This is a genomic window from Desulfobacula sp., from assembly GCF_030611305.1.
Classification (GTDB): Bacteria; Desulfobacterota; Desulfobacteria; order Desulfobacterales; family Desulfobacteraceae; genus Desulfobacula.
Genome location: NZ_JAUWQB010000030.1, coordinates 1 through 17331 on the forward strand (window position 1 = coordinate 1; position 17331 = coordinate 17331).

Below are 17331 nucleotides of genomic sequence, written 5' to 3' on the forward strand. Positions count from 1 at the left end.
CCCCCATATTTTTTATTAATATCCAGATCATGAAGCCTGTTAACCTTGAAGGCGGTATGCTCCGATAAAAAAAACAGGTGCGCTAAATTTGAAAATAGTACGTGACCGAGAATTGCTTTTATTTCATTGACAATATTGTTAAAATATGGTTCTCTACTTAGATTGGGCTAATTGTTTTTAAAAAAAGGTGGGGTATCAAATGGGCGAAAAAACCAAGGTAAAAAAAGTAACATCAACCAAAAAAGAATTTTCCAAAGGCGATCTGGCTGTTTATCCTGCGCACGGTGTTGGCTACATCGAGTCAATTGAAAGAAAGGAGATAAATGGTGACTTCATGAACTTTTACATGATGAAGATCGTGGAAAATGGTATGGTGATCATGATTCCGACTTCCAACGTGGAATCAGTGGGCTTAAGAGATGTTATCCCTGAAACAGAGGTTCCTGAAGTCTACAAGGTTATGCAGGAAAAAGCACAAGGTGCTGATAATCAGACCTGGAATCGAAGATATAGGGAATATATGGATAAAATTAAAACCGGTTCCATTTATGATGTTGCTGAAGTTTTCAGAGATCTTTTCCAGTTAAAGCTTGAAAAAGATCTTTCCTTTGGTGAGCGCAAGCTTCTTGATACAGCTCAGAATTTATTGGTTCAAGAGCTGTCTACCGCTAAAGATATTGACGAAAAAGCAATGATGCAGGAGATTGAGAGTCTTTTCGACTAATACCCTTTATTATTAAACAAATTTGAAAACCGGCGGGCAAAATAAATAGTTCGCCGGTTTTTTGGTTCATGAAAGTAAATATTAACATAGATGATGATCAAAAAGATACCCGCCTTGATACGGTCATTTCCGGTTTTTATAAAGCCTGTTCCAGAAGCAGGGCCGCTATTCTGATAAACAACAGCGATATCCTTGTTAATCATAAAAAAAAGAAACCAGGATTTCGGGTAAAATCAGGTGATATCATTACCGGGATTATCCCTGATGCAGACATTTATGCTACAGTTTTACCTGAAAAAATTTATCTGGATATTGAATTTGAAGATAATCATATTATTGTTATCAATAAAAAGTCGGGGATGGTGGTCCACCCCGCACCGGGAAATATGACCGGAACTCTTGTGAACGCATTATTGTTTCATGAACCAAAAATAAAAGGGGTTGGAGAAGATCGATTTAGATCTGGTATTGTTCACAGACTGGATAAAGATACCAGCGGTTTAATGGTTGTTGCTAAAACTCAAAAGGCTTTACATTTTCTGCAAAAAGAATTCAAACAGCGGCGTGTGGAGAAAAAGTATCTCGCCCTGGTTTCCGGAAATTTTCCTGACGATCAGGGAGAAATCAATCTTCCCATTGGCCGGCATCCGGTGAAAAGAAAAATAATGGCTATAAGCCATGAAGATGGGAAACCCGCCAGAACATGCTGGAAAGTCAAAAAGCACTTTAAAGCAGCCTGTCTGATTGAGGCACTTTTAAAAACCGGGAGAACCCATCAAATCAGGGTGCATTTTTATGCCATTGACCACCCGTTGATTGGAGACCGGATATATCAGCCCAGAAGATACCGCAAAAAAAAGAGTCTGGCTCCCAGGCAAATGCTTCACTCCTGGCAGCTTGCTTTCAGACATCCTTATTCAGGCCAAAGAATATTTTTTGAAGCTGAGTTGCCCGAAGATTTTTTGCAGACCCAGGCTTTGCTTGAACCGATTTTATTTAGCTCTCTTTAAGTTCTTCAATAAAATCATCGTACATATCTTCAGTATTATATAAAATTATGTCAATTTGTTTAATATTTGCAGTCTGCGGGATCTTTTTTTTTGCACTTCTCAATGCATATAAGAACCTATTGCGCTGATCCTGGTCAGGAATGTAAATATCGAACAGGTTAACCAGTTTTTCAATTATTGCATCTATTTTTGATATTGCCTTTATACGGCAGGCTTTAGTTTTTTCCTGCACAATTAGATCATTGTGGTTACTAACCATTTTCAATAATTTTTCTGCTTCCGTGATCAAATCATAAGGAGATGATGATTCTAAAATCTGGATCAACCTGTTAAACCCGGAAAATATTTCTGACCTTTTCTTTATCTCAGATAAGTTAGCACGAAATTCTTCAATCGATTTAATCAACAACTCCCAGAATTCAACCTGCTTTGTATAAAATTTTGAAATGATTTTTACATCATCAGCTATTTCAGCAATTTTTTCTTTATTATCATAACAAGAGTAAATCAGTGAATAAGAGTCTTGTTTGGCCAATAATATTTTTAATGATTGCAAATGCTTATTAACCTTTTTGCAGCCCGGATAAAATGGTTTTTGAGCAATGGGTTTGAATGAACAAAGGCTGGTTTCCCATTTTTTTAAATCCGATAACAATGAACGGGCAAAGTCATATTGATCATTGTCATCATTTTTCTTGGATATTTTTTGATAAAAACTTGTGGCATCCTTAAATATTGAATTCTTCACATTTTTGTTTGTAATTATTTTCACATTTTTTTTTGGAGATTGGAGTAAAATTTGTTTGGTTTCAAAAGGAGTAATATTTTTACCATCAATTCTAAAATGTATTTTCAATTCTTGCGCAGACCAGAAAATATATTGAAGCGTATCAATTTCTGCCAAATCATGCACTTCCTTTACATGGGCAACAAATTTATCCAAGACTACCTGTCCGTGGTTTTCAAATTGCTCGACGATACAGGAGATTACAAAATTTTGTTCTTTCTGGGTGTTATTATCAAATCCAAATGTCAGCTGTCTGGGACCCAGTATCATTTCTTTTATAATTTGTATTTTCATAATCCGATATCTTTCTAATTATTGATGCTAAAAAGTATCAATGTATACTTAAGATGAATTATGCAGGAGTCAGGTTTCTGTAAAGAAAAATATTAAGTAGGCAAAGGGTGTGATACCCTTCACCTATTCAATATTGTAATGGAGTTTTAAACTGTGCCAGGTTCAATCTTTATGGCACAGACTTTAAACTCAGGTATTTTTGCTATTGGGTCCAGTTTTGCATTTGTCAGCTCATTGGCTGCAGCTTTGGCAAAATGGAATGGAATAAAAACGGTTCCATCCACTGCTTTTGAGGATACTTTCAGTTTTGCACTGATTTTACCCCTGCGGGACGACACATCCACCATAGATCCCGTATCAAGGCCGATTTTTTTTGCATCGGTCGAAGATATTTCCACAAAACATTCAGGTGAGAGCATGTTAAGCCCATCTGTTTTCATGGTCATGGTTCCGGTGTGATAGTGGTATAATACCCTTCCTGTTGTCAGGATATAGGGATATTGTTCATCCGGCTCTTCAGCCGGCGGGGTATGGTCAATTGCATGGAACATGCCTTTGCCTCTGGTAAATTGAGTGGTATGAAGAATGGGAGTTCCTTCATGGGCTTCATCGGGACAGGGCCAGTGGATGCCGATTTTATCGATTCTGTCCCAGGTAATCCCTTTATAGGAAGGCGTGACAGATGCGATTTCCTTGAAGATGTCCTGGCTGTTTTCATAGGACATCTCATATCCCATTTTTCGGGCAATTTCACAAAGGATTTCCCAGTCCTGCTTTGCTTGGCCGGGTGCGTCCACTGCTTTCCTGACCCGTTGAACCCGCCGTTCCGTATTACTGAATGTACCGTCTTTTTCAGCAAAACAGGCTGCCGGCAGAACTACATCAGCTATTGCTGTGGTTTCTGTCTGGAAAATATCCTGAACAACAAAAAAGTCCAGGTTGGCAAGAGCTTTTCGTACATGGTTAAGGTCCGGGTCGGAAACCAGGGGGTTCTCGCCAATAATAAAGAGTGATTTAAGCTCTCCTTCAAAGGCTTTTTGAATCATTTCCGTCACGGGCAATCCCGGGGTTGCTGACATGCCTGTTGTGTTCCATACCTTTTCATAATTTTTTCTGGCCTCATCATTGCTGACCAGTTGATATGCGGTAAAAACATTTGGAAGCCCACCCATATCACAGGCGCCCTGAACATTGTTCTGACCACGCAATGGGTTCACGCCACCACCTGGTTTTCCTAAGTGCCCGCAAAGCATGGAAAGATTGGCAAGGGATTTTACATTGTTCGTACCACAGGTATGCTGAGTAATTCCCATGCAGTATAAAATAGATGCTACAGAAGCTTTTGCAAACTGCCTTGCAACTTCAATAATGTCGTCTGCCTTGATTCCTGTGATATTTTCCACATAGTCGGGTGTATATTTTTCAACTATTTCTTTGAGGGCTTCAAAATTCTCTGTTCGGTCTTCAACAAATTTTTTGTTATGAAGATTTTCTTTTATGATGACGTGCATCAGGCCGTTGATCCAGGCAATGTCCGTACCGGGAAACTGTCTGAGCCATTTATTGGCATGGTCGGTAAGACCAACCCGTCGAGGGTCGATTACATAAAGTTTCTTGCCCTTTAAGACGGCCCGTTTAACAAAACTTGAGAGAACAGGATGATTTTCAGTTGTATTGGAGCCTGTTACCAGTATCAAGTCAGAAGTTTCAATATCTGCGATTGTGTTGGTCATTGCACCGCTTCCAAATGCTGCAGCCAGACCGGCTACGGTTGAGCTATGTCACAGGCGGGCGCAATGGTCTATATTATTTGTTTTCAAAACGGCACGGGTAAATTTCTGGGCAATATAGTTTTCTTCATTGGTGATCCTGGCAGAGGTCAGAAAACCCTGACTGTCCGGACCGAATTCTTCTTTAATGGAGCCAAGTTTCCGGGCCACAAGATCCAGTGCCTCATCCCATGATGCTTCAACCTGTTTGCCGTCCTTTTTAATTAAAGGTTTGGTTAACCGTTTGGGAGAAGCAACAAATTCGTATCCAAATCTGCCTTTGACACAAAGACTTGCATTGTTTGGCGGAAGGTCAACGTCAGCTCCATCAATCTTAACAATTTTATTGTTCTGGACAAAAAGATCAACCTGGCATCCGACTCCGCAGAAGGCACAAGTGGTTCTAACTTTTTTTGTATCTGTAAACCTGCCGTCTCTGAAAGCTTTATCCGGCACGAGAGCACCGACAGGGCAGACCTGGATGCATTCACCGCAAAAGACACAGTCAGAATCTTTTAAAACAGCATCGTTTTTTGCTATGATTTTAAGATCTTTTCCGCTGTAACCGAACTCAATGGCATTGTTTACCTGGATTTCCCGGCAGGCTTTTACACATCTTCCGCAAAGGATACACCGTGAAAAATCTCTGATAATAAAAGGATTGGCACGTTCAGTTTCATATTTGCATTCATTTAACGGCATACCGCGTGTTATGACCTGATACCGGTAAGCAAGGTCCTGGAGTTCACAATCACCCCAAACCGGGCAAAGATCCTCTTTGCCGTCACTTTTTAGGACAGAAAGTTGAAATGATGTCCAGTCATTTGTATCAAAATCTCTTATAGCACAATTATGATTACCTGAAGCCAGAAGTTTGCTGATATTCTTCTGACGTGCTTTTATAACCTTTGAAGATTCCGTAAAAATGATCATATCTTGTTTGGCTTTTGTTGCACAAGATTCAACCAGATCGGATTCACCCTTTATTTCAACCAGGCATATCTTGCATGTCGTGGTTGGAATCGTGTTTTTTAAATGGCACAGAGTGGGAATATCAATTTTATTTCGTTGCGCAACTTCAAGAATTGTCTCACCAGGTTCAAAGGTCAACTCATTTTCGTTTATTGCTATAATATTACGTTCCATGATTATTTTCCCGGATATGATTTTATAGTTATTTCACCAATTTGCCCTGACAACGAATAATTTTGTACACTGTCGGCCAATTAATGTCAATGTAGCAAATAAAATAAATTTTATTGATATTATTGACTTTTCATTTTTCAAGTGTTTATACAGTAGTGGATTATTTAATATTAAAATGAGTAAACAAGAAATACAAACCGTAAGGATATATTCATGTTTCAATCTATTTTAATGATGGGCGGACTTGGTGTTGCAATCGGTACTGTATTAGTGATTGCTTCAAAAACTTTTTATGTATACGAAGATCCAAAGGTTGTCGCCATTGACGATGTTCTGCCGGGAGCCAATTGCGGCGGGTGCGGGTTTCCAGGGTGTAATGCCAATGCAGAAGCCATTGTAAAGGGAGTTCAAGATGTGAATTCCTGTGTGGCTGCCGGGGATGATGTGGCCATGGCTATTGCAGGGATTATGGGTGTATCTGTTTCGGATAAGGAACCTGAATTTGCAGGACCCGGATGCTACTATGGCAAAGATGATGCAGATATGGAATATAAATATCTTGGTGTGACCGATTGCAGGGCAGCCGCGTTGTTGTTCGGAGGAATGAAGGTCTGCAGGATCGGGTGCCTGGGACTTGGGACCTGTGTAAAAGCGTGTATGTTTGGTGCTTTGTCCATAGGCAGTGATGGTTTACCTAAGGTTGATCAGAAAAAATGTACGGGGTGCGGAGCCTGTGAAAGGGTCTGCCCCAAAAATATTATCCGGCTCACATCCGTGACCCGGAGGATTATGAGAGAATATACAAAGGAAGAGTGTATTACCCCATGTCAGAGGGCCTGTCCTACGGGTATAGATATTAAAGAATATATCCGGCTGATCAAAGAAGGGGATTATGAGGGATCTGTCAAAGTAATAAAGGAAAGAAATCCTTTCCCAACTGTTATTTCAAGGATTTGCCCGGCTCCATGTGAGTTTAAATGCAGAAGACTTATGCAAGACGAATCGGTTGCCATAAATCATTTAAAACGGTTTGTCTGTGATTATGAAATGAATCAGAACAAGCGGGTAATGCCTTATAAAGCACCGGCAACAGGGAAAAAAGTTGCGGTCATTGGCGGTGGTGTTGAAGGATTGTCATCCGCATTTTTCACCGCAAGACTCGGGCATGACCCAACGATTTTTGAAGCGACTGATTCTTTGGGCGGTATTCTTCGTAAGGCCATTGACAGGGAAAGATTGTCCATGGATGTGCTTGACTGGGATATTGAGGGTGTGAAAGAAATGGGTGTAAGTATCCACACAAATGCCAAGGCTGGTATGGATTTTACCATTGAAGGGCTTTTAAAAGATAATTTTGATGCCGTTTTTACCGCTACCGGCGGTTGGGATTCCAGGCTTGCAAGGGGAGATATTGATCGGGCGGCAACGGTTTTCCCCGGGGCATATCTTTTGATCGATCTTTTAAGAAGTAAATCAGATAAGAATATCAGTGTACCATCAGGAAAAAACGTCGTGATTGCAGGCGGTGGCATCAGCGTACCGGATGCCGTTGATATTTTAAAAGAAAACGGATCAAAGAAAATAACCGTTATTTCAAGAAAATACCCGGATGATTCTTCTTTTGACTCGGAAGCCATTGATAAGTTGTCCAATGCCGGCGCAACCATTATTTATAATGCCGGGGTCACCAAAGTAACCGGTGAAGACGGACAGTTAAAAGCAATTGAATGTGTAGAACTTGATACAGGCGTGAAACATGTTATTGATACAGATATGCTGATCATAGGTTCAGGAAGATTTCCGGAGCTTGTGTTTATGCCTGTAAGAAATGAGGAACAGGAACAGGAAGAGGAAGAGGAAGAGGAGGATACAGCAAATAACGGGCCGTTAGTTTGGGAAGGTGTTGAACTGCAGAAAAAACCGGATGCAAACAGAGAACTGGGGTTGCTTTCAAATCAAGATGTCATCAGTGAGTATTCTTCTGCTGTGGCAGCTATCAATGGCGGTAGAAAAGCTGCTGCTGCAATTCATAACCTGATGTATGGAATTGAGTTCCAGGAGTCTTCCAAATTTATAACGGAACAATCCGTGCTTCAGGATGTTGCATTGTTGAACAATGTTGATATTGTTCCAAAAAACATTATGGAATTGAGCAAAATCGAAAAAGGGTCTACAGATAAATTTTCAACGGGCTTTTCAATAGAGGAAGCACAGGCTGAAGCGAACAGGTGCTTAAGATGCGGTCTTGTCTGTTATGAAAAATCCAAGGCAGCCGGATAAGATAAAGTTAAGATTAAACGTAAAAAATAAAGGGCCCGGGATAAATTTTCATCCCAGGCCCTTGTTTTTTATTGCTTAACCAAGAATTTTTTCAAGATCAGGAATGATCTGTTTTTTACGGCTCATAATGCCGGGCAGCCAGGCTTTCCCTTCAGCAGGAACAACGCCAAACGCTTTTTCAACGATAGAGTCATCGTCTGAAGCAATCAAAAGTTCCGTGCCTTCTTTCATGATATCCGTCAGCATAAGGAATACACTCTGATGGCCTTTTTCTTCTTTAAGGGTTTGAATATCTTTTTCAAGATCTGCTTTGATACCGTCAACAATTGAAAGATCAACCAGTTCAAGCTGTCCGACACCAATACCTTTTCCACCCATATTAAAATCTTTGTAATCACGGAGAACAAGGTCGCGAATCGGGGTACCTTCTACAGCAGATTTAACCTTAAACATTTCAATGCCTAAAGTTTCCAGATCGCTTTCACCACAGATTTCAGAAAGCTGGGCACATATTTTTTTGTCAGTATCCGTACAGGTAGCTGATTTGAAAATGACTGTATCGGAAAGAATTGCGCAAAGCATAATACCTGCAATATCTTTTGGTATTTCAATGTCAAAATAATTATACATGGACGCAATAACCGTGCAGGTACAGCCAACAGGCCATATCCAGCATTCAAGAGGCTGTCCCGTAGTTACATCTCCAAGTTTATGGTGATCGACAATACCAAGAATGTTGGCATCACCAAGATCGTCAGGGCTCTGGGTAAGATCGGAATGATCCACGAGATATACATCTTTTCCTGCATAAGAAGTAATAACTTCGGGTCCTGCAACACCAAATTTTCCAAGTACGAAACTAGATTCAGGGTTTAATTTTCCCTGCATTGCAGGAACAATATCTTCACCCAGTTTTTTCTTAAGATTTGCAAGTGCAATCGCCGCACAAACTGAATCTGTATCTGGATTTTTGTGACCAAATACTAAAATTGACATAAAACCTCCTAAGTTTTTTTATTTTTGTTTCTATGCTTTGATGATCTAAAACTTTTATGATCATCTTATGTTTTTATTTGTTTTAATCTCTATACAAAAACCGCAATATTTTATAGAATTAATTGGCAATATAAACAAGGAAAATTTTAAAATATCTATGATCAGGCGCCAACCACATATCCATAATCTTATTCGCAATTCAGTTAAATAAATATTTTTTATAATCCAAGGTCTTTATTTATTAACACAATTTTAATTCTCTTTTTTGGAAAAGATTTTTGTGTGATTGTCCATGTATTACAGATTCTGGCGCTGCTTTTACATTCGGAACAGACTCCGGTTTTAATGCAGGGAGTTTTCATATCAAGACGCATAACATTAGCAGGGGCAACAAAATCTTTAATCCGTTCCATTGCAGATTCTATATCAGGAACAATCTTGTTTCTTCCGGTGAGAACCAGAACATTTTTAGGGCCGAACGTAAGTGCACCAACCCTGTTACCTATCATATCAAGGTTAACCAGGTATCCATCTTCAGTTATAGCATTAGTCCCGGTTATAAAAAAATCTGTTAAAAGCGCTTCTCGTCTCAATTGTGTTTTTTCATCATCAGATAGTGATTTGTCATAGGTATCAAGAACCTCAAAATTCTTTTGATCTTTAAGGTTATCATAAAGACCCGTTTCTACAAAAGTCATGGAACCTCCCCATGATATCCTTTTGATATCTATTGCAGGTATGATATTTTCTAAAACTATTTTTGAAGCTTCCGTTGCATTATCAGCAATAAAAACTTCAAAATTATTTGATTCAAGCGACTCTTTTACATCTTCAAGTTTAAGTTTCCAGAAGTTATCAATTGGATTCTTCATTTTTTTTCCTTTCTTTAGAATTTAATTTTGTCTGTTAGTGTAATTCGGTTTTGATAATAATAAAAATTCTTGTTGGAAATAAAGTGTTTTTAAATTTATATAATAAAAAAATCAATTCTATTTAGGATATTAACACAAACAAAGGTGACCCATGAACCCTCTACTTATATAAAAATCACAATCCACAAATCCATCCATCTGTTTTTATAACACCTGCCACGCTGATGAAAATATCCCATTAAAAATAGAAAACAGCGTTACCAAAGGTTAAAAAAACATGGGAATAAAGAGCAGATTGAGGGGGATATAAGGACCATGTCTGAGTGTTATATGGGCAGCGAACAGAATTTTGGTTCAAATGAAATATTTTACGAGATTAAAGATTAATCATTTGACACAATTACCCCCCCCAAAGTGTCGTGTTGCTTGTTAGGACAAAGACTGCCTCACAATCACGAACATTTCAGGGGCGAAATCAATTTTATGATAAATATTCCTGTTTTATCTGACTTTGATGTAATAATTATTCAAGCTTAAAGGATACTTTTAATTTGGTCCGATAACCCACGATTCTATTATCCTCCAAACGCATATCCATCTTGACAACCTCAGCTACACGCATATCGCGTACAGATTTGTCAACAGCTGCAACGGCTACCTTAGCAGCATCTTCCCAAGAAGTCTCTGAGAATCCTACCACCTCAATCATTTTGTAAACGCTTTTTTCCATGACAATCTCCTTTCAAAGGTTAAAATGGTTTTAAAAATAAGCTTGCTACAATTTTAAATGTGGTTAGAAAATTATTGAGCCCGTTGATTAATGATACATATATCTAAGCGGTTTGCAAAGTGATTTTTATATAAAAGAGAATAGAGTATTTCCAGAACAACGAAATAACATCACCTGCGCATCAAGAATTTTATTCATAGGGGGATCTCTTTATCAATAAAGAGTGGTGTTGGAAGGTTTCAAATTTTTAATTTATCGGTACATTCCATATCTAATTATAGGATCTTGCCTGTATATTATTTGAAATGGGGATTTGTGTTTCAAATGGAATACTGCCTGCTTGCTGTATGAAACGATTGACTAAATTGTCTTTATTTGCTTAAAATAAACGATCTAAATTTATAGTGGGAAGAATGGCTGTATAACTTTATTATCAAAGGAAATCCAATGTTTATTGTTAACATTCTTATTTTAAGTGTTGCTGTTTTTCTAGTTGCTAATTTGCTTCCGGGAATTCGGATTAAGAATTTTTTTACGGCAATTATAGTAGCGCTTGTCTACAGTATTATTAATTTTTTAACCGGTTGGTTGCTGGTCCTCTTAACCCTTCCGTTTATTATTATTACTTTTGGGTTATTTAAGTTTGTGATTAACGCATTTCTTCTCTGGCTGACAGATAAAATTATAGAAGATTTTGAGATTAAGGGTATTTTTACCACAGTCATTGCCGCATTTTTAATTACCATTGTGGATTCGTTAATAAAATGGATATTTTAAGGAAATAAAAATAAGAAGGGCTCTTTTTTTAAATACAGGTTTTGCAAGTTTTACAGTCTATCATAGGACAGGCCGCAGTTTTTTTTTCTTGTTTGGCCTGTATAAATTCTTTTGCAAGGAATTCTTTTTTCACTCGAGTATCAAGAAAATCCCAGGGCAGGGGAGTATCGATGGGTTTTTCCTGATAGATAACTGAATTACAATATGCTTTATTCTTTCTTATGGCAGAGACCCATCCAACCTTTAATGCAGATTCTATGATGTCTGCAGTTTTCTGATCACCACGAGAAAGAAGAGCATGAATTTTTGCCTTTCTCAATGATTCAAAGTTCACCTTTACATTGGCGATTTTTTTTAAGCCTTGTTTAATAATATTCACCCTTTGTTTTAATGTGGTTTCATCCTCCATGGCTGTCCATTGAAACGGGGTGCTGGGTTTCGGAATAAACGGGTTAACACTTAAGGTAATGGTTCCGATCTTTTTTTTCTTTTTTGAGGCTTCAAGAAAAACCGTTTTTATTTTTTTTGTTAAGTCTACGATGGCGTGAACATCGCTGTCCTGTTCAAAGGGAAGCCCGATCATAAAATATAGCCTTAAATTGATGATACCGGCATTGACCAGTCTCTGGGTGGCAAAAAGGATGTCCTGATCTTCAATTTTTTTATTAATAATATTGCGCATCCGTGTCGAACCTGCTTCCGGGGCAATGGTTGCAGTTTTGACCTTTGAGCTTGAAAGTGCGCAAATAAGTTCATCCGTCAGTTTGTCAGCCCGGATTGATGAAAATGACAGTTTGAAATTATGTTTCAGACCATAGTTGCAAATGTTTGTAATTTCAGGATGATCTGCAATCGCTGAACTGACAAGACCTATTTTATCTGTTTTGCCGAAAGCTTTATCCATGGCGGCATGGATATTTTTGGCAGGGTAAATTCTGGGCGGCCTGTAAATAAAGCCTGCGCTGCAGAACCTGCAGCCATGGGGGCAGCCTTTGAGGGTTTCGATAAGGAAGGTATCCCTAAACGCTGTTCCGGAGGTGAGAATACAGGTGCTGGTTGTAACCATGTCAAGATTTTTAAGGTATTGCACCTTGATTTGAAATGGATTTTTGTCAGTGTGAAGGGAAGGAACATATGCGCCGGGTATTTTTTTTTCGAGAGTTTGTAAAAAGGATTTTCTGTCGGTTTTTTTTGAAACAGCACTAAAAAATTTTTCCAGCAGGCATTCTGCTTCCCCCAAAAGGAAACAGTCCATGAAGGGGGCGATGGGCTCGGGGTTTAAAAAACAGGCGACTCCCCCTGCGACCACCAGGGGGTGGATATGGTTTCGATCGGGTGATCGCAAGGGGATGCCTGCTTCTCCAAGGAGTTGGACAAGATGTGTAAAATCGTTTTCAAATGATATTGAAAACAGAATGATATCAAATTGATCAAGGCTTAACCCGGTTTCAAGGCTTTTAAGGCGTCGATTTTTTTGTTTCGGGTCCAACCAGAAGACCCTTTCACATGCCACATTGTCTATCTGATTTGCAATCCTGTAAACGGTTTGAAATCCTAAGGACGACATGCCTGCCTTATAAGTGTTGGGATAAACAAGAGCTGTTTTTATCAGGCCTTTGTTTTTTTTAACAATAGCCCCCTGTTCAACGAGCTCATTTTTGGGCCTTTTTTTCATCTATCAGTCGGCTTTTCTTCTAAGAAATGTCGGCACCTCCAAATCATCGTTATCATATGGTATTGTACCGTAATCATCCATAATATCATCACCGCCGACAGCTTTTTTATGTTTAACGGTGACAGGGTTGTCAAATTCATTCCAGTTTGCAAGCTCATCTTGGGTTGGGGTTCTTAACTGTCCTCTTACAATTGGGTCGGCTGGTTGTTGATATGCAATAGGCTGAACCAGAGGATCAAAATGGTGGATGTTACCGGATACTTTGGGATCTTCAGTTCCAATACCGGTAGCAATTACTGTAATTCTCATTTCATCTCCCATTTCATCATCAAATGTCTGACCCCAGATGATATCCGCATCATCTCCAACTTCCTTGTAAATTCGATCTGATGCTTCTGTCATTTCGTCCAGGGTAAGATCAGAACTTGATGTGATGTTCATCAATACACCTTTTGCACCTGAAATGGAGATATCCTCAAGAAGCGGATGGGAAATCGCTTTTTCAGCAGCTTCAAGAGCACGGTTTTCTCCGGAGGCAATACCAATACCCATCAATGCTTTGCCTGCTTTCTGCATGGTGGTTCTGACATCTGCAAAGTCAAGATTGACATGGCCTGGCATCATAATCAAGTCTGTAATACCCTTTACAGAATGATGAAGGATTTCATCTGCCTTAATAAACATATCCACCATTCTGGCACCTTTGGGTGCAATCCCTCTGAGTCGGTCATTTGGAATCGTAATGACGGTATCTGTAATCCCATGAAGTTTTTCAAGGCCTTCAAGAGCCTGTTTTTCTCTTTTTTTGCCTTCAAAAGAAAAAGGTTTAGACGCAACGGCTACTGTTAATATCCCTAGGTCTTTACAGATTCCGGCAATAACCGGGGCAGCCCCTGTTCCTGTCCCGCCACCGAAGCCGGCAGTGATAAAAACCATGTGGCTATCCTCTAAAGCTTCCCTCAGCTCATCTATATTCTCTAAAGCTGCATCCCGGCCTGTATTGGGATTAGCTCCTGCGCCAAGTCCTTCTGTCAGATCCTTTCCAATCTGAATTTTTACTTCAGCCCTTGAGGCTTCAAGGGCCTGGATATCGGTGTTCACAGCAATGAATTTTACCCCTTTGAGTTTTGCATCAATCATGTTGTTTACTGCATTGCCGCCGGCACCGCCAACACCAATAACCTTAATTTTTGCTGAATTTTCGTTTTCTACATAAGAAAAAGTCATATCCACCTCCCTAAAAATTATATTATATCTTTAAACCACTGTTTCATTTTGTTTAATACTCCGTCAAACCCTTGAGTTTCCATGTTTTTAAAACCCATTTTGCATCTTGCACTGGAACCGAAAAGGACAAGTCCGACACCAGCCGCATAGGCCGGGTTTTTAACAATATCTTTCAGGCCGCCAATTTTATTGGGTTCGCCGATTCTCACCGGTACATTGAAAACAGATTCTGCAATTTCAGTGATCCCGTTGAGAACCGCGCTTCCACCCGTAAGGACAAATCCTGCCGGAAATGAATTCTCAAGACCGCTGGAGAACAGTTCTTTTTTTAAAAGAGAGAAAATTTCTTCTACCCTGGGTTCAAGGATTTCAGCCAGAATCCCCTTGGAAAGTTTTTTGGGCGATCTTCCTCCTACAGCCGGAACTTCGATGGTTTCACCGTTCCTTACATTTTCAGGTACACAGGTGCCGTGTTCAATTTTTATTTTTTCAGCTTCTGGAAGAGGGGTTCGAAGACCGATGGAAATATCATTAGTCAAATTATGCCCTCCCAGAGTAAGTTCATAGATAAATTTTAAATTATTATCTTTAAAAAGGGCCAGGTCGGTTGTACCACCACCCATATCGGCGATTACACATCCCAGTTCCTTTTCTTCGTCTGTGAGAACGGCTTCGCCGGAGGCAAGGGATTCAATGGCGATGTCACAAACCTCGAAACCTGCCTTGTTGCAGCATTTCACAATATTTCTGGCTGAAGAGACAGCGCCGGTAACAATGTGAATTTTAGCTTCAAGCCTGATCGCTGTCATGCCCACAGGATTTTGAATGGATTCCATATCATCAACAATAAACTCCTGGGGGATGACATGAAGGACCTCTCTATCGGTCGGGATCGCCACAGATTTTGCTGCATCGATGACACGGTCAACATCTTGTTTTGTAATTTCACGGCCCTTGATAGCGATAAGCCCGTGGGAATCGAACCCTTTGATGTGATTCCCTGCGATTCCCACGTAAACAGAAGAGATGTCGCATCCAGCCATGAGTTCTGCCTCTTCAACCGCTTTTTTGATTGAATCCACAGTTGATTCGATATTGACGACAGATCCTTTACGAAGCCCGGTGGATGGATGGGAGCCGACGCCTATAATGCTTATCTCATCTTCAAGTATCTCTCCGACTACAGCAGCAATTTTTGTTGTGCCGATATCCAGGCCTACGATTATTTTTTCATTTCCCTGCAAATCAGACCCCCTTTTCTAAATTGTTGTGCAGAGCATCGTTCATTTTTGTTTTGATAAATACTTTTTTAATATTAAAAAGATCCATGGCGCAGATTGTTTTTGTTGGAAAGTTTTTATCAATATAGTCGCTTATTTTTTTTGCTTTTTTCAGTTTTGCTTTAAAATTATTAAATCCCAGTCTGATTTGAACGGTTCCTTGTTCGTAAGAAGATAACCGGTTATAGATATCGTTGGCTTCAATGGTGATACCCGTACGGTCATCTCCATTTATTTGCCGTACATTACCTGATTCACCTGTTTGTAAAAAATTCATGATTGAGTTAAACAAAGTACCGTTGAACGCATACTGGTTATTGGTATTTGTAAGATCAAGACCGGTGATAATTGGCAGGTTTTTTAAATGATCCTTAAGAGGATCGTATTCTTTAAACGGCTGGCCCTGGGTATTAATTAGAATATCTGCCAGATTTTTGATTTTAACAATTGCTAAGGGCTTTTGCTCAATAATGGATATGGAAAGCACAGATGACAGATTCCTTTTTACATAAGCTGACTGAATCCAGGGATGAGAAGCAATGAGTTTTTCAATGGTAAATAAATTGAGCCCATAAATATTCTCGTCACCGGTTAAGTTTGCAAGTTTAAGAATATCGTCTTTAAAGATCCGTTTTGTGCCTGAAATTTCTACTTTTTTAATATTAAAAAAGTCTGATTGAGTAATAAAATCGTAAATAAAGATAGAGGCAAGGCTTAAGATACTGATAAAGGCCACAGTCATGATGCATTTGATGCAAAAATCAATGACGATTCCTGAATCGGACTTCAGGATCTCACCCTCTTTGGTCACAGGTTTATACTTGTTTGGTTTGATTTTTTTACTCACCTTCCAACCTCACTTCTGTTTCGAGTTTAATATGGTATTTATTAAATACGGTTTTCTGGATATGCTGTTTTAATAAAAGGATATCGTCACAGGTTGCATTGTTGGTGTTTACAATAAAATTTGCATGTTTTTCAGACACTAGTGCGTCATTGACTCTCATTCCTTTAAGTCCGGATTTTTCAATCAGCTCCCCGGCAGACGTTCCTAAGATTGGATTTTTGAAAAAACATCCGGCACTTGCAAAGGAAACAGGCTGCGTTGCATTTTTTTGGCTAAGGTTTTGTTTAAAAGCTTTTTCTATTTTTTCTAAGGTTCCTTTTCTTAATGTTAATGTTGCTGCTGTAATAATACCGGCCAGATTGAGTTGGCGGTAAGAAAAATCAAGATCTTTTTTTTCAATGGTTTCAGTCTCCAAGGTTTTTTTGTTCAACACTTCAATGGATTTAACAATGCCTGACATCTCCCCTGACTCAGTTCCGGCATTCATCATAATGGCACCCCCGATGGTTCCGGGGATTCCGGCGGCAAATTCAAGTCCTGACAGCGAGTGCGTGATGGCAACCTGACAGACTTTTGATAAACGTTCTCCAGCTTCAACATAAATGGTTTTTTCATGAAAATCTGTTTGGGTTATACGGATTTCAGATTTTAATTGTCTGGTGATAACCACAAGACCCCGTATGCCTTTGTCGGTAATTAAAAGATTTGTGCCGCCCCCAAAAAGAGTAACCGGAATATTCAGTTCCGAAGCTTTTTTCAACAGCTTTTTCAATTCTTGTTTATCTTTTGGCAGTGCAAGAAGATCAGCAGGGCCTCCGATTTTAAACGAGGTGTATTTTTTCAACGGCTCATCAACCAGAAGGTTAAAATTTTGAGCCAGTGTTGAATGTGCTGTGTTGTCTGTTTTTAACATGCTG

14 protein-coding genes are annotated in these 17331 nt (G+C 39.3%); 4 read left to right on the top strand and 10 right to left on the bottom strand.

The window, feature by feature from the left end:
* The first annotated feature begins 199 nt into the window (after positions 1–199).
* Both QAI40_RS07770 and QAI40_RS07775 read left to right on the top strand, forming a co-directional pair.
* A complete protein-coding gene (locus QAI40_RS07770) occupies positions 200–724 on the top strand; it encodes a CarD family transcriptional regulator (protein ID WP_299980104.1) in 525 nt (174 codons plus the stop codon).
* Between the two features lie 68 nt (positions 725–792).
* Positions 793–1734 (top strand): RluA family pseudouridine synthase, encoded by a 942-nt coding sequence (locus tag QAI40_RS07775; RefSeq protein ID WP_299980107.1) that lies wholly within the window; start codon positions 793–795, stop codon positions 1732–1734.
* Here the strand turns inward: QAI40_RS07775 and QAI40_RS07780 are convergent.
* Positions 1721–2677, bottom strand: a complete 957-nt coding sequence (locus tag QAI40_RS07780; protein ID WP_299980110.1) for a hypothetical protein — start codon at positions 2675–2677, stop codon at positions 1721–1723. The genes QAI40_RS07775 and QAI40_RS07780 overlap by 14 nt on opposite strands.
* A 284-nt stretch (positions 2678–2961) precedes the next feature.
* A complete protein-coding gene (gene fdhF, locus QAI40_RS07785) occupies positions 2962–5730 on the bottom strand; it encodes a formate dehydrogenase subunit alpha (RefSeq protein ID WP_299980113.1) in 2769 nt (922 codons plus the stop codon).
* A gap of 213 nt (positions 5731–5943) precedes the next feature.
* On the opposite strand from fdhF, the gene QAI40_RS07790 reads away from it, so the two are divergent.
* On the top strand, positions 5944–8010 hold the full coding sequence (locus QAI40_RS07790) for an RnfABCDGE type electron transport complex subunit B (RefSeq protein ID WP_299980116.1): 2067 nt from the start codon (positions 5944–5946) through the stop codon (positions 8008–8010).
* Between the two features lie 75 nt (positions 8011–8085).
* On the opposite strand, the gene QAI40_RS07795 is transcribed toward QAI40_RS07790, so the two are convergent.
* The 3 genes from QAI40_RS07795 to QAI40_RS07805 all read right to left on the bottom strand — a co-directional run bounded on the left by QAI40_RS07795 (position 8086) and on the right by QAI40_RS07805 (position 10608).
* A complete protein-coding gene (locus tag QAI40_RS07795; protein ID WP_299980119.1) occupies positions 8086–9006 on the bottom strand; it encodes a manganese-dependent inorganic pyrophosphatase in 921 nt (306 codons plus the stop codon).
* Between the two features lie 218 nt (positions 9007–9224).
* Positions 9225–9878, bottom strand: coding sequence for a lactate utilization protein (locus tag QAI40_RS07800; protein WP_299980122.1), 654 nt, complete (start codon positions 9876–9878; stop codon positions 9225–9227).
* 523 nt (positions 9879–10401) lie between these two features.
* Complete coding sequence (locus QAI40_RS07805) at positions 10402–10608, bottom strand: dodecin family protein (RefSeq protein ID WP_299980125.1); 207 nt, start codon at positions 10606–10608, stop codon at positions 10402–10404.
* Positions 10609–11055: 447 nt separating this feature from the next.
* Between QAI40_RS07805 and QAI40_RS07810 the strand changes: the two genes are divergently transcribed.
* Positions 11056–11385, top strand: a complete 330-nt coding sequence (locus QAI40_RS07810; protein WP_299980127.1) for a phage holin family protein — start codon at positions 11056–11058, stop codon at positions 11383–11385.
* Positions 11386–11413: 28 nt separating this feature from the next.
* On the opposite strand, the gene QAI40_RS07815 is transcribed toward QAI40_RS07810, so the two are convergent.
* The 5 genes from QAI40_RS07815 to murB are packed head-to-tail and all read right to left on the bottom strand — an operon-like array spanning position 11414 to position 17327.
* A complete protein-coding gene (locus QAI40_RS07815; RefSeq protein ID WP_299980130.1) occupies positions 11414–13060 on the bottom strand; it encodes a radical SAM protein in 1647 nt (548 codons plus the stop codon).
* Positions 13061–13063: 3 nt separating this feature from the next.
* A complete protein-coding gene (gene ftsZ / locus QAI40_RS07820; RefSeq protein ID WP_299980133.1) occupies positions 13064–14287 on the bottom strand; it encodes a cell division protein FtsZ in 1224 nt (407 codons plus the stop codon).
* Between the two features lie 17 nt (positions 14288–14304).
* On the bottom strand, positions 14305–15531 hold the full coding sequence (gene ftsA / locus QAI40_RS07825) for a cell division protein FtsA (protein ID WP_299980136.1): 1227 nt from the start codon (positions 15529–15531) through the stop codon (positions 14305–14307).
* 1 nt (position 15532) lies between these two features.
* Positions 15533–16414, bottom strand: coding sequence for a cell division protein FtsQ/DivIB (locus QAI40_RS07830; RefSeq protein ID WP_299980139.1), 882 nt, complete (start codon positions 16412–16414; stop codon positions 15533–15535).
* Positions 16407–17327 (bottom strand): UDP-N-acetylmuramate dehydrogenase, encoded by a 921-nt coding sequence (gene murB, locus QAI40_RS07835; protein ID WP_299980141.1) that lies wholly within the window; start codon positions 17325–17327, stop codon positions 16407–16409. The genes QAI40_RS07830 and murB overlap by 8 nt, the downstream gene beginning before the upstream one ends.
* Positions 17328–17331: the final 4 nt, after the last annotated feature.

Coding starts and splice junctions, on each gene's coding strand:
- QAI40_RS07770 (WP_299980104.1), top strand. CDS start 200: ATGGGCGAAAAAACCAAGGTAAAAAAAGTAACATCAACCAAAAAAGAA.
- QAI40_RS07775 (WP_299980107.1), top strand. CDS start 793: ATGAAAGTAAATATTAACATAGATGATGATCAAAAAGATACCCGCCTT.
- QAI40_RS07790 (WP_299980116.1), top strand. CDS start 5,944: ATGTTTCAATCTATTTTAATGATGGGCGGACTTGGTGTTGCAATCGGT.
- QAI40_RS07795 (WP_299980119.1), bottom strand. CDS start 9,006: ATGTCAATTTTAGTATTTGGTCACAAAAATCCAGATACAGATTCAGTT.
- QAI40_RS07800 (WP_299980122.1), bottom strand. CDS start 9,878: ATGAAGAATCCAATTGATAACTTCTGGAAACTTAAACTTGAAGATGTA.
- QAI40_RS07805 (WP_299980125.1), bottom strand. CDS start 10,608: ATGGAAAAAAGCGTTTACAAAATGATTGAGGTGGTAGGATTCTCAGAG.
- QAI40_RS07810 (WP_299980127.1), top strand. CDS start 11,056: ATGTTTATTGTTAACATTCTTATTTTAAGTGTTGCTGTTTTTCTAGTT.
- QAI40_RS07815 (WP_299980130.1), bottom strand. CDS start 13,060: ATGAAAAAAAGGCCCAAAAATGAGCTCGTTGAACAGGGGGCTATTGTT.
- ftsZ (WP_299980133.1), bottom strand. CDS start 14,287: ATGACTTTTTCTTATGTAGAAAACGAAAATTCAGCAAAAATTAAGGTT.
- murB (WP_299980141.1), bottom strand. CDS start 17,327: ATGTTAAAAACAGACAACACAGCACATTCAACACTGGCTCAAAATTTT.